A 13,695-nucleotide genomic window follows, 5' to 3' on the forward strand; every position below is an offset into this window, starting at 1 on the left:
TAAAATTGCATCTCCTTATGCCTTAATGAATGAGGAACTTTTCTTTTTGTCCACTTAAATCTTCGCGATTGTGCTTCGAATTCCAAATCGTAAGTTCTGGACCTTTTGGTAAAATTTTTGGTTCTTCCTTATCGGTTGAAATGGTAATCGATAAATGGTAATGTCGTTTAATCGCATCAAAATCAGTTGTATCCCCAAAACCTGGTGTTTGATATAAATCTCGTACATAGCTCCATAGGTTTTTAAACTCGCGTATTAAATTTCGATTCGTATTAAAGGCTGTAAAATAAGCAGCATCGAACCGTACAAGTGTTGTATATAACCTAACATCAGTATCAGTAATTTTATCACCAAATAAAAAACGTTGTTTAGATAATCGCTGCTCTAGCTTATCTAATCGATTAAATAATGTTTCATAAGCATCTTCATATGCTTTCTGAGATTGTGCAAAACCACATTTGTATACACCATTGTTTACATCAGTGAATATGATTTCGTTTAGCGCATCAATTTCCTGGCGAATGGAAACTGGGTATAAATCTGGTGCATTCTTTTTATGGTACGGCTTCCAAACCGTTTCGAAATAATTTGTTAGCCTAAAATAGTCATTATTGGCAACCTTGCCAGAGCTTATATCGATCATAGCGGGTACTGTCGGACGTCCTGAATAGTTTTGATCTGATTTATGATAGATTTCACTCATATAGCGAACGCCTAATATTGGATCAACTCCTCCTGAATCCAAAGAAAATTCCCAATCCACGTGAGGCAATCTTGGACGCATTGGACTGACGGTACCTAAACTGATAGCATTTTCTAAGCCTAAAACTTTTCGTACAATAACAGAGCGATGTGCCCATGGACAAGCAGCTGACCAAATGAGACGATATCGACCTGCTTCAATAGGGATTTCTCCTGGTTTATTTCCAAATGGTGTAGAAAAACGATTTAATTGACGTCTAAAGAAACCATCAACTGTTACTTCAGTTGGTTTAGTTTTATTCATTCTTAAACTTCCTTTCTCACTACTTTGGATAAAATTTTTTAGAGTTTTTGAAGGTGAACATAGAAGTAATTCTAATACTCTATTATACTCCTAAAATTCAGAAAATGTATTTTTTCTGGTCATACTTATGATGGCAATACGATCTATTTAATTGCTTTATACTACTTTGTTAGAAATTATCTCGAATTTGAGGTATATTTAAGTTGCTTAATAAATATAGCAACGAAAACCTTATAAATCTACTCAAAATTTTCTTTAACATTATAGAAATTGGGAGGAATAGTTAAATGGAAATAGGAATTAGTACTTTTGCAGAAACAATGCCTGATGCTATTACAGGTAATGTAATAAGCCATGCAGAACGATTACGTGAAGTGGTTGAGGAGATTATTCTAGCAGATCAAGTTGGATTAGATGTATTTGGAGTAGGGGAACATCATCGTAATGATTTTGCAGCATCATCTCCAGCAGTCGTATTAGCAGCAGCTGCATCACATACAAATCGCATTCGACTAACAAGTGCCGTAACTGTCCTTTCATCAGCAGATCCAGTACGAGTATTTCAAGATTTTGCTACGCTTGATGGTATTTCGAATGGTCGAGCGGAAATCATGGCGGGACGTGGTTCATTCATCGAATCATTTCCTTTATTCGGCTATAAATTAAACGACTATGATGAGCTTTTTGAAGAAAAACTGGATTTACTGTTAACCTTGCAAAAATCTGAATTCGTAACATGGAGTGGTAAACACCGACCAGCCATTAACAATATAGGAATTTATCCACGTCCAGTTCAGGACCCTTTGCCAATTTGGATTGGAAGTGGCGGAAACAGTGAGTCTGTCGTTCGAGCTGGACTATTAGGACTTCCACTAGTTCTTGCAATTATAGGTGGACGACCAATTCAGTTCGCACCACTTGTTGAGCTATATAAAAAAGCAGCAGCACATGCCGGTCATGATGTAAACAAACTAAAGATTGCATCCCATTCACATGGGTTCATCGCAGAAGATACAATGACTGCTGCAAATAAATTTTTCCCATCAACTCAACAAGTCATGAATAAGCTTGGAAAAGAACGCGGTTGGGGAACATATGACCGAGCTGCATTCGATGCGGCGCGAAGCTTTGAAGGTGCACTTTATGTTGGAGATTCTGAGACTGTCGCACAAAAAATCATTCACCTTCGAAAAAATGTAGGTATTACAAGATTTATGCTTCATGTACCAGTTGGTTCGATGCCACATTCAGACGTAATGAAAGCAATCGAACTATTAGGTAAGGAAGTTGCACCAATCGTTCGAAATGAAATCGCAAAGTGGGAAGCAAAACAATAACTGGAAATAAACGAAAAGCTGTTTTCTATAAGAGGACAGTTTTTTTATATCGATTAAATAAAAAAAATCGTGATAATATTCCATCAAATGGAAAAGAATATTGCTAGGAAAGGAGGGAATGCAAATGTTAATAAAAAATTGGTTCTCAGGAATTATTGTTTTTATGGCAACGATTTTGCTGATGGCAACACCAGGTAATTTCAAAGCTTTTGCTGAATCTGAGGTTTCAGATGCAAATAATCGAGCACAAACAATCGTAGTAGAGTTAAATGATGATTACTTTAACCCGAAAAACATTACGATTCCGAATGGTACAAAAACAACTTTATTATTGAAAAATAAAGGGAGTAAGCCACATACTTTTACTGTGAAAATGCTCAATATTGATGTAGAAGTTCAACCAAGAACTGAAAAAACCATTTCAGTGTCACCAAAACAAGCAAATACATATGATCTTACATGTAAGTACCATTTTAATGTAGGTATGGTAGGAAAAGTAATCGTAAAATAAAGTCAAGGCCATTTGGCCTTGACTTTATTTATGTTTTGATAATTTACTACAATAAAGAAATGCCATTTGAATTTCTAACAGGAACATTACTTTTTAGCAATATCTCCTCATACAATTAAAATGAGGAGGGATATGGATGGAAAACATCGATTTTCATATACTTCAATGGTTTTTTGGTAGTACACCGATCCTTGGTTTAGCTTTAATGATGTTTATTGCTTCATCACTTGGGAAACGCCTCACGATACCAATTATTACAGTTATCGTAACATCATGCTTGTGGTTTATTTGGAAAACGCTACCTAACGATATTTGGCATCGTATGGGAGCAAACGGTACTGTTGGGTTATACCAACATATAACCTTCGCTCTAATCCTTGGTTTTGTCACATCGAGCATTCTCGGAATGTTTCAAAAAACTCAACACGCTAAATAAGAATACCATTAGATAACTGAACATTTTAAAGGCTATCAATGATTTTAAATAGATGATTACAATGTACCAATAACTATGAGCTTCTCTAAAAGAGGCTCCTTTTTCTATTGCAAAGAATTGAAAGCAAATTCATAAAAAAATCAAAAATAATAAAAAAAAACCAATTGACTCTCCCCTCGGAGGAGGCTTTACATTATGTTTTGTAGAGCTTTAAAAGGAGTTGAGTTAAGATGAAAAAACAAAACATAATGTTATCTTTAGTATTAATGAACTTATTCATTATTTTTTTAGGAATTGGGTTAATTATTCCCGTCACACCTTCAATTATGAATGAGTTAAATATATCTGGTACAATTGTGGGCTATATGGTAGCTGCATTTGCTATTACACAATTATTTTTTTCACCAATTGCAGGTCGCTGGGTAGACCAATTCGGACGTAAAAAAATGATTATAACGGGATTATTAATCTTTAGTATCTCAGAGTTTTTATTCGGAATGGGTAAAACGATTGAGGTTCTTTTTATTTCACGTATGCTAGGCGGAATAAGTGCGGCATTCATTATGCCAGCTGTAACAGCATTTATAGCAGATGTTACAACGGTTGAAACAAGAGCAAAAGCACTCGGATATATGTCGGCTGCAATTTCAACAGGTTTTATTGTAGGACCAGGTGTTGGAGGATTTTTAGCAGAATATGGTCCACGCATACCATTTTTCTCTGCAGCAGGATTGGCGATTTTAGCCGGTGTTTTATCTATTACAGTCCTTCCTGAGCCAGAACGCAATCAAGACTGTATTGAGGAGAAAGGACAAAAACCAGGATTTAAACGTATTTTTGCTCCAATGTATTTTATATCGTTTATGGTTATATTGATCTCACAATTTGGTTTGTCAGCTTTTGAATCATTATTTTCATTATTCACAAATCATAAATTTAGTTTTACACCAAAAGACATAGCAATCATGATTACTGGAGGTGGGATTGTTGGTGCGATTACTCAAATAGCATTATTTGATCGATTAACAAAATGGATGGGAGAAATTCGATTAATCCGATATAGTCTAATCCTTTCTACAATTCTAGTGTTTATGATGACAATTGTGAACTCATATTTTATGATTTTAGTAGTGACGATTACAGTATTTTTAGGCTTTGATTTAATGCGTCCAGCTGTTACAACCTATTTATCTAAAATTGCAGGTAATGAACAAGGCTTTGTAGGTGGGATGAACTCAATGTTTACTAGTTTTGGGAATGTAATAGGACCAATAATAGGTGGAATCCTATTTGATATAGACTTAAACTATCCATTTTATTTTGCAACAGTCTTATTAGCAAGTGGTGTTGGTTTAACAATTGCTTGGAAAATGCCAGTATATCGAACTGCATAATATATCAAAAAAGCGTATTCTATATTTACGAATAAAGAATATGCTTCTTTTGCTAAAATAAGAATGTGGAGGTGATTAAAGTGAAGGAAAAACTTTATTCAATAGGTGAGGTATCCAAGTTAGTTAATATTTCAATTAAAGCACTCCGATATTATGATAAAATCAATTTATTTAAACCAGCGTATATCGATCCAGACACGAATTATCGATATTACAAAGACTCACAAATTCATCTTCTCGATTTAATCAAATCTCTCAAATATATTGGTACTCCATTAGAAGAGATGAAAGAAGTACAGGGACTACAGAGAGATGAATTTTTTTCCTTTTTAACAGAACAAGAAAAAATTGTAAGAGAAAAAATAGATTCTTTAATCGAAATTGAAAAAATCATCGCAAATGCAAAAAAGGGATTGCAAAAACAAAAGGATTATCCACAATTTGGTGAAGTGTTTTTTTCGTATGAAGAAGAAATGCAAATCATTCAGACGAAAGCGAATGGGATCGATCCGAAAAATATTTTGAATGCTTCATATAGTAAATTAAAGAAATTTGCTGCATCTACAGAAGGTTTTAGGAACAATGGTTATGGAGCCATTGTCCCATATAAGTCTTATACACATGTTAGTGAAGTAACATATCAATATTTATTTACACCCGTTTTAACAAAAAAACAAACTACACTACTATTACCAGATACCGAGCTTTCAACCATCCCCGAAGGAAGATACATTTGCATAACTTATAAAAGCGTATCATCTAATGATTATTTTACAAACTTACAAAGACTTATTAATTATATAGACAAACATCAAATAACAATTAAAAGTGATATTTATGAGTCATTAATACATAATAATTATTCGCCGAATCAAAAAGAAGAATTTTTAATTGAAATGAGAGTATTGGTCAACGATAAAAGAGAATAGAGAGACTAAAAATATGATGCTTTAAAGCTCATAGAAGATTTTAGAAAGACTCCTTAAAGGGTCTTTTTTTTACTTTTATGATCTAAAAATAAAATTATTTAATATACAAATTGAATTATTGAATAAAAAGCTAAATATTTATATAATAATTAAACTTTTTCGTTCAGTGATTCAAATTATTTAATGTAAACATTAAATAATTTAATAAAATTATAAAATTTTATAAATAATTTTAAATTTTTGTTTGAAAAATTAAATATATAGTGTATGATATGATTAAATAAAGAAAGGAGAACAGTATGTCGTATCCTTTACTCACTAATTGTCCTGTTTGTAGCAAGGCACTTAAAATTACTAAACTACATTGTAACCATTGTCAGACTACGATTGAAAATGAATTTGAAGTATCAAGATTAGCAGCTCTAGGCCAAGAACAACTTCATTTTATTGAGATTTTTCTTAAATGCCGTGGAAATATTAAAGAGGTCGAAAAGGAACTAGGAATTTCTTATCCGACTGTCAGGGGAAAATTAGATGAAATTATCTCTACCCTTGGGTATTCCACTCAAAAGAAACCAGAAATAGATAAATCTAAAATTGTAACATTATTGGAAAAAGGCGAAATTACGGCTGAGAAAGCCATTCAATTATTAAAAGAGGGGGACTTATAATGAAAGATGAGATTTCTAGAATCTTAACCTTGGTAGAAGAAGGAAAGATTGATAAAGATAAAGCAAGTGAATTAATTAATATTTTACAAGATAAAGATCAGCCAGAACGCGTATCTTTGAAAAAAGAATCATATGGAAATAAAATCTTAAAGATTCGTGTGAACTCTGAAGTAGGAGATAATGTGAATGTAAATGTACCGATTAATCTTGTGAAGGCTGTTTTAAAAGTAGGAACTAATATTGCTGAAAAAATTCCTGAAGCTGAAAAATATGTTAAAGATATTAACATTGATCTGCTAATCGAAGCAATTGAAAACGAAATGGTCGGACAAATCGTTGACATCACTTCATCTAACGGTGATAAAGTTTTCGTCGTGATTGAGTAGAATATGTTAAAGGTCAAGGTGAAAATAGAAGGAAAGCGATTCTCCATTCCTGTTCCTTATGCGGTTTTAAATTTAGCAAGTTTGATCATCACATCAAATTTGCTTAATCGATTAATAAATAAAGCAATTAAAAAAAATGGCAGCAAATTCAACTTTCCTGAAATTGATAGAAAGGATTTGAAGCCGTTACTAGAGGGACTTTCAAAAAACAATGGACTAATCCTTGTAGATACGAAATTAAAAGATGGAACAGAGGTAGTAGTAAGACTTTAAAGTTGATTCTTTTTAACACGAATTATTATTTTTCTACTTCCTAAATTGTTTCATATAAGTTTTTTATAATAATATTATGTAAACTGAACGTAAAGTATAAAAATAAACCCCTTTTTTAAAAAATGGGGTTTTTCTTATTAATAAATTTCATCATCCCAAACATTACTTGCATTTTGAGTTCGATTCATCATTTTTGCTAAATAAAGTTCAGTTGTTTGAATACTTTCATGACCTAAACTTCGACTAACTTGATAAATGCTCGCACCTTTTTCAATTGAACGACATGCATAATGATGTCGAAAGAAGTGAGGACTAATATTGTTCGATCGATTATGTTCTTTTACAAAAGGTAACTCTGAATCTTTTATCATTTCTATTACATATTTTGATAAATATTTAAACGAATAATGTTGATTCAGTTTATTTGGAAACAATGGACTTGAATCTGTTTTTGATATTAGATTTGATAGACCACGTCGACTCCTTAGTTTACATAAATCTACAAATACATGATTTAATAATTTAACTTCACGTTTTTTATTTCCTTTTCCAATAATCTCTAGCCAATAACCGTTTGAATCCTTTGTAACTTTACCCCAATTTGCCTCTGCTAGTTCCCGAATTCGCATGCCAGTTGTAGCTAATAATTTGATTATAGTCGTTTTTAAAATATTTCCATTATAAAAATTCAATAATGCTTTAACTTCACTTTCTTCTAAATCGCGATTTGGTAAATCATCCTTTGTAATTTTTGCATTCAAAATTCGAGTATATAAAGGTACTTGAACATAATGACTATCAAATAAAAACTTGAAAAAGCTTTTTAATATGACAAGTTTTCTTGAAAGAGTTGTAACACGATATTGTTGCTTGTTCGAACCGTATTGATAAGTAGATAGCCATTGTTGATATGAATCGATATGTCTTTGTTTTAAATTTTTGAAAAATGAAGTTTCTATATAAGATTCTACATCCTGACGCAAAAATTCTTCACTCTTCATCAAGTATCGAAAAAACTGCATTAACTCTCGTATGTATTCCATCTTTGTACTATCTTTTCGTTGTTTCGATTTTTGAATATCTTTTCTTTGATGGACAAAGTAGTAGATCATATCCAAATCAGAAAAACCTTCATAGATCATCCGATGATTTTTTTCATTCTCAAACTTAGTTTGTAGAAGAATAGGAAAGTATGTTTCATCTATTAAATACTCAATTATGTTGGATTCATTTAGATTCGTACTTGGTAAATGCGCTGAATTTGTAATAAGTAGACTTGATTTTACTAACATATTACTCACCTCATAATCTATTATACATAAATCATTCTATTTATAGTATTAATTCGAATATTTTTTCCAGCTAAATAATTAACTTTAATATTTTATAAATATTAAAATGCATGGAATGAATAAGGTTGAAAAATACACTATTATTCTACTTAAAACAAATTACGTATAATTATTAATTTATAAATAAATAGATTTATTTGTATCTGTTTAATTACTTTTTAACAATTTGTTGGAAATAATTATGATATAATGAGGCTATAAAACAATGAAAAAGGAAGAATCCAAATGTTAGAACAAGATCAAAAAATGAAAGAGATTGTTACAACAAATGAGGCTGTAGAGCTGTTAGGTGTATCGAAACAAACGATTTACAATTATGTAAAGGCTAGGAAACTCAATCTTGTTTATGAAGATTGGCAAATCGATGGGACAATGAGGTTTTATTTAGAGGATCTTAATCAGTTAAAGTCCCAAACGGTAAAACCGGTAGGACTAACTGTTCTTGAAACAGCTAATTTATTAGGAGTATCGAAAGCAACAATCCATCAGTATATAAAATCTGGGAAAATTAACGCAAGTAAAGTAAATTTTAAAGGTAGACTAACTGTATTTATTCCAGAAGAAGAAATTGAAAATCTAAAATTCTCACAAAAAAATGCATCAAGAAAAAAGTCTTTTTTTACTAAGGACTTAGAATTTTACTTATTTGGACTATATGAAATTCCAAACTCGAACGAAAAAGCCCGTATCATTGAGCTTAATGATACCTCTGAAATCGTAGCAAAAACGAACATGGGTGAACTTTTAAATAAAGAAGAACTTACAAGCCGTGGTTTTAGAAAAGCTTATGAAATGAAGAAAGCCAGTCATAGTACGAAAAGAGGTATGATTTCATTTCAATTTCCAATTCCTCAGTCAATTAGTGCTCCCATTTTTGGCATTATCGATTCTTTTTATAAACACATTGGACATCAAAATATGAATCTTTATATTAAGGACAACTCAATTAAGGTCGAAATAAAACCAATTAAACTACCATATCTTGATTCCAACATTGAACAAGATTTTGAAATTTTACAAAACTGTTTAATTGATGGCAAGCTTTCTACTAGACCAGGTTTAATTGTGTTTACGAGTAATCAAGAACAACTAACTATTTTTGTGAAAGATTCAATAAAAGAAAAGATTAAACAAATTGCGCTAGCTCATCATACTGGAATTGAGGATATTACTGAGAAGCTTTTGCTTATGGGTTTAAAGGAATTTGAAAAAAACAAAGCATTTAATGACTAAATTTATCCGCTAATTTCCGACAATGAGATGGATACTTGTATTAGAAACTAAATCTCAATGCGTCTATCAATCTAGTTTAGATAATTCTGAAAATAGTAAAAAAAGGGGAATGAAAATGAAGTTTATTGATTTAAGAAGTGACACTGTAACAAACCCTACAGATGAAATGAGACAAGCCATGTTTTTAGCCGAAGTTGGCGATGATGTTTATGGCGATGATCCAACTGTACAAAAATTAGAAATTCTAGCTGCTTCTATAATTGGAAAAGAAGCTGCTTTATTTGTACCAAGTGGAACATTTGGTAACCAGCTTGCTTTGTTTACACATTGTGATCGAGGTACTGAAGTCATTCTTGGAGAGGATTGTCATATTTTCGAACATGAAGTAGGAGCTGCTTCAATTATTGCAGGAGTTCACTTAAGAACTTTACAAACAACTCATGGCAAGATGGATATTAACCGAATTAAACATTCGATCCGACCTGATGACATCCATTATCCAGAAACCTCATTAATCTGTTTAGAAAATGCTTATTCAAATGGATCTGTAGTAGATATCGACTATATGAAGCAAGTTTATAGCATAGCAAAAGATACAAATATTCCTGTTCATTTAGATGGCGCAAGAATATTTAATGCAGCTACTTATTTAAAAACGGATGTTAAAGAATTATCTCAATATAGTGATTCAGTAATGTTTTGTTTATCAAAAGGACTTTGTGCACCTGTGGGTTCAATACTTGCTGGTAGTAAAGAATTTATTGAAAAAGCAAAAAAGAAGCGTAAATTACTCGGTGGAGGCTGGAGACAATCTGGATTTTTAGCTGCCGCTGGTCTAATCGCATTAGAGAAAATGACGAAACGATTACACGAAGATCATGAAAATGCTCAATATTTAGCTAATAAACTTAGTGAAATCGAAGGAATTAATGTTAACACATCGCAACTTCACATCAATTTAGTATTCTTCCAATTGACAAATATGAGAAGAAGTCCTGATGAAATTGAACAAATTTTTAAAGAGAACGGAATCATCACTTTTGCGCCAGAAGAAGATGGTATGATGCGTTTTGCCACACATTACTGGATTGCGAAAAATGATATTGATAAAGTAATTGATGTGATGAGAACAATCTAAATATTAGGCAGAAATTTTAAAAAAGAGGAAAATTCCTCTTTTTTTATTTGAGGACTTTAAGGAAATCTTCTTAGGAAATGATTAAAACACGTTATTTTTGTACGAGTAAAAGCCGGGTTATTTACTTCAATATTTATGTCGTTTTATGTCGTATTTTATAAAAACGTTTGACTTGGGTTATTAAATCAAGTCATCATTAACCCGGTTGAAACTAAATCTAAATTTTAACATAATTAATCTGAAGGTATACGAGATTTGTTAATGATTGAACTAAACATAAGTGTGAAATCATCAATTAAAAGTATAAATGAACAAAAATAGTACAAAAGTTTTAGATAGATAAAACTTAAGATCAATTACGAAATTGATTGAATTAAATTATAATTTTGTTGTGTTTCTTATAAAAGAACACAACCGACATTGGCTAGTGGGGTTAAACTCTATTTTGCTGGTGGCGGTTTTTCTTTTTTATCTGTTTGTAGTATATCAATCGAGGTGAAACAATGTTTAACGATATATATAGGAGGAATAGCTTAAATTTTTATTTTTATACAATTATAATGGCTGGATACGTAGTATTATTTTCTTCTATTCTGTCATTCTCAAAAATAACGAATAGTTTCCTTTTCTTTTCCTTATGGATTCTTTTTACGCTAATCGAGCTATTTCCAATGAACTTTGGTAAAATTTCGACCACAGTGAGTTGTTCAATCACTTTTACGATGGTTTTTACGTTTAATCTTAATTTAACAATCGTTTGTTGGTTCATTACTTACTTATGTATACAGATCTATCAACGAAGAAAAGCAAGTATGGTTCTATTTAATACCGCTATGCTTATGCTAAGTTTATTTATAACTTATACAGTAACAAATTATTACATACCGATTTCTAACATACCAACAAATAATGGACAAATCTATATTTGGAAAGTTGTTATATTTTCTACAGTTTATTTTCTCGTTAACAATATACAAGTTGATTTACTACTATTGCTTAAACAAGAAAAATACACGAAAAAGGCATGGGTGCAAAAATACATCCAAGTAGTGAGTGTTTTGTTCTTTGAAATGATTTATCTTATTGTAATCCAGCTTATTGCCATTGTTGGCTTTAATGGGAAAGAGCAATTACTATCTTTGCTTTTCTTTATGCCATTAGCTGCACTTTCAATGATTAGTTGTTCCTATTCTAAAGTACTTGAAGAGAGAATGAGATTGAAATCATTGGTTACGATCTCAACTGAGCTTAATAAAATCGTATCTGCAAGTAATTTAGAAGGGTTAAGAAAACAAATAAAGCTTTTTCTTTCATGCACTGCATTTGAAATTTTAGTAAAAAAGAACGATCAATTAACTTATTTCTTAGGGGACGGGCTGATTAATGAAAAAAAAGAGTTAAAAACAGATTTCTTTAACAATATTTTTGACATTCAGATTCTGTCTAATCTTACTTTAAAAAATCATAATATTTTTGTTTTCAATTATAACGTTCAGTCATGTTTAATCTCACCTTTACTATTTGATGGTGAATATTTAGGAGTGCTACTCGTTGGGAAAAGTGGAATGGATAACTTCTTTCAAGAAGAGATTCATTCAATTACTGCTTTTAGTAACCAATTATCAAGTTTATTAAAAAATAAATTACTCATTACAGAACAGAAAAAAAATCTTATTCTCGAAGAACGGAATCGAATAGCACGTGAAATTCATGATGGGATGGCGCAAACGCTAGCAGGTTTAGTACTTCAGCTTGAAGTCTCGCAACGAGCTAATCATCAAAAAACTAAAGATGAAAATTTATTAATTGGACACACAGTTGAACAACTACGTACTAGTTTAAAAGACTTACGACAATCGATTTTTGAGCTACGACCTACAGTAGATGAAAGAATTGGTTTGATAGAAGCTATTCAAATGAAGGTAGATCAATTGGTCAAAACACACACAATCTCAATTTCTTTTAAAACAAAAGGCGAAACGGTTCAATCCTCGTTTTTAGTTGAAAAAGTTCTTTATAATATTTTTCAGGAAAGTGTTCAAAATGCGATAAAGCATTCGAATGCGAAAAAAATTGATATTTATCTCTCATATGAGATGGACAATACCCTCTTAAAAATAAAGGATAATGGTATAGGCTTTTCCTTATATGATGCAATTGTAAAAAGTCAAAATGAACCACATATGGGGATTTTACTTATGCAGGAACAAGCAGAGAGAATTGAAGCTATGTTAGATATTGAAAGTTCCCCTGGAAATGGAACCATTATTTTACTAAAAATACAAAATTAAAAGGAGGAAAAGGTGTGATTAATGTACTTTTAGTTGATGACCATCCATTACTAAGGGATGGAATACGGACAATCATTAATTTAGAATCTGATATGAGAGTAGCTGGTGAATCGATTTCTGGACTAGATATTATTTCAAAGATTAAACAAACTCAAGCAGATGTTGTTTTGATGGATATTAATTTACCTAATAAAAATGGTATTGATATTACATCAGAAATAAAAGAATATAACCCCAATTGTAAAGTTTTAATATTAACAATGTACGACCATAATGAGTATTTCATGTCAGCACTTCATGCAGGAGCGGACGGTTATCTTTTAAAGGATAGTCCCGGTGAAAAGGTTATAGAAGGAATTCGTGTAGTATTTAGTGGTGAATCAATCATTCAACCATCTCTAACGAAAAAACTATTAAACCAACAAAGGAATCAACAATTCATAATTGATTTAACGCAACGTGAAAAAGAAGTTTTAACCGCATTAGTCAAGGGTGTAAGCAATAAAGAAATTGCAGAAGAACTTTATATTAGTGAACGGACTGTAAAGATTCATATAAACAAAATATTTAAAAAAATGAATGTGAAAAGTCGTTCACAAGCGATCATTGTTGCAGTAAAAAATCAAATTGTTACGCTTTAAGAAAGACCCTTCATTAATACTAAATTACATATAAATTTTTGGCTATAACACTTTAGCTGGATTTGGTGAGGAATTAAGATTTCTCGCCTTTTTCTAT

Annotated in this window: 14 protein-coding genes; 12 read left to right on the forward strand and 2 right to left on the reverse strand. The window is 31.4% G+C overall.

The window, feature by feature from the left end:
* Nucleotides 1-22: 22 nt before the first annotated feature.
* Nucleotides 23-1,006: a glutathione S-transferase family protein gene (locus tag ACFVRR_RS13840; RefSeq protein WP_387329369.1), complete on the reverse strand. Its 984-nt coding sequence runs from the start codon at nt 1,004-1,006 to the stop codon at nt 23-25.
* Between the two features lie 287 nt (nt 1,007-1,293).
* Between ACFVRR_RS13840 and ACFVRR_RS13845 the strand changes: the two genes are divergently transcribed.
* The 8 genes from ACFVRR_RS13845 (at nt 1,294) to ACFVRR_RS13880 (ending at nt 6,943) form a co-directional block, all read left to right on the forward strand.
* Nucleotides 1,294-2,343, forward strand: coding sequence for an LLM class flavin-dependent oxidoreductase (locus tag ACFVRR_RS13845; RefSeq protein WP_387329372.1), 1,050 nt, complete (start codon nt 1,294-1,296; stop codon nt 2,341-2,343).
* Nucleotides 2,344-2,467: 124 nt separating this feature from the next.
* Nucleotides 2,468-2,854 (forward strand): cupredoxin domain-containing protein, encoded by a 387-nt coding sequence (locus tag ACFVRR_RS13850; protein ID WP_387329375.1) that lies wholly within the window; start codon nt 2,468-2,470, stop codon nt 2,852-2,854.
* Nucleotides 2,855-2,990: 136 nt separating this feature from the next.
* Complete coding sequence (locus ACFVRR_RS13855; protein ID WP_387329378.1) at nt 2,991-3,290, forward strand: hypothetical protein; 300 nt, start codon at nt 2,991-2,993, stop codon at nt 3,288-3,290.
* Between the two features lie 230 nt (nt 3,291-3,520).
* A complete protein-coding gene (locus ACFVRR_RS13860; RefSeq protein ID WP_387329379.1) occupies nt 3,521-4,684 on the forward strand; it encodes an MFS transporter in 1,164 nt (387 codons plus the stop codon).
* 80 nt (nt 4,685-4,764) lie between these two features.
* Entirely contained in the window at nt 4,765-5,613 is an 849-nt protein-coding gene (locus tag ACFVRR_RS13865) for a MerR family transcriptional regulator (RefSeq protein ID WP_387329382.1), read from the forward strand.
* A 299-nt stretch (nt 5,614-5,912) separates the two neighbouring features.
* The gene (locus ACFVRR_RS13870; RefSeq protein ID WP_098565640.1) at nt 5,913-6,284 is read left to right on the forward strand and encodes a DUF2089 domain-containing protein; all 372 of its coding nucleotides are present in this window, start codon (nt 5,913-5,915) and stop codon (nt 6,282-6,284) included.
* A complete protein-coding gene (locus ACFVRR_RS13875; RefSeq protein WP_097977375.1) occupies nt 6,284-6,670 on the forward strand; it encodes an SHOCT-like domain-containing protein in 387 nt (128 codons plus the stop codon). Before ACFVRR_RS13870 ends, ACFVRR_RS13875 begins: the two co-directional genes overlap by 1 nt.
* 3 nt (nt 6,671-6,673) lie before the next feature.
* Nucleotides 6,674-6,943, forward strand: coding sequence for a hypothetical protein (locus ACFVRR_RS13880; protein WP_387329387.1), 270 nt, complete (start codon nt 6,674-6,676; stop codon nt 6,941-6,943).
* A gap of 137 nt (nt 6,944-7,080) precedes the next feature.
* Here the strand turns inward: ACFVRR_RS13880 and ACFVRR_RS13885 are convergent, their stop codons facing one another.
* A complete protein-coding gene (locus tag ACFVRR_RS13885; protein ID WP_387329389.1) occupies nt 7,081-8,235 on the reverse strand; it encodes a tyrosine-type recombinase/integrase in 1,155 nt (384 codons plus the stop codon).
* A 285-nt stretch (nt 8,236-8,520) separates the two neighbouring features.
* Here ACFVRR_RS13885 and ACFVRR_RS13890 point away from each other — a divergent pair, with 285 nt between their 5' ends.
* From ACFVRR_RS13890 to ACFVRR_RS13905, 4 genes are all read left to right on the forward strand, one after another.
* The gene (locus ACFVRR_RS13890) at nt 8,521-9,528 is read left to right on the forward strand and encodes a helix-turn-helix domain-containing protein (RefSeq protein ID WP_387329393.1); all 1,008 of its coding nucleotides are present in this window, start codon (nt 8,521-8,523) and stop codon (nt 9,526-9,528) included.
* A 115-nt stretch (nt 9,529-9,643) separates the two neighbouring features.
* The gene (gene ltaE, locus ACFVRR_RS13895) at nt 9,644-10,666 is read left to right on the forward strand and encodes a low-specificity L-threonine aldolase (RefSeq protein ID WP_387329396.1); all 1,023 of its coding nucleotides are present in this window, start codon (nt 9,644-9,646) and stop codon (nt 10,664-10,666) included.
* 671 nt (nt 10,667-11,337) lie between these two features.
* Nucleotides 11,338-12,957 carry a sensor histidine kinase gene (locus ACFVRR_RS13900; RefSeq protein ID WP_387329399.1) on the forward strand — a complete coding sequence of 540 codons (1,620 nt, stop codon included), beginning with the start codon at nt 11,338-11,340 and terminating at the stop codon, nt 12,955-12,957.
* A gap of 14 nt (nt 12,958-12,971) precedes the next feature.
* Nucleotides 12,972-13,598, forward strand: coding sequence for a response regulator (locus ACFVRR_RS13905; RefSeq protein WP_387329402.1), 627 nt, complete (start codon nt 12,972-12,974; stop codon nt 13,596-13,598).
* Nucleotides 13,599-13,695: the final 97 nt, after the last annotated feature.

Source organism: Gottfriedia sp. NPDC057948, assembly GCF_042887255.1.
Lineage (GTDB): Bacteria > Bacillota > Bacilli > Bacillales > Bacillaceae_G > Gottfriedia.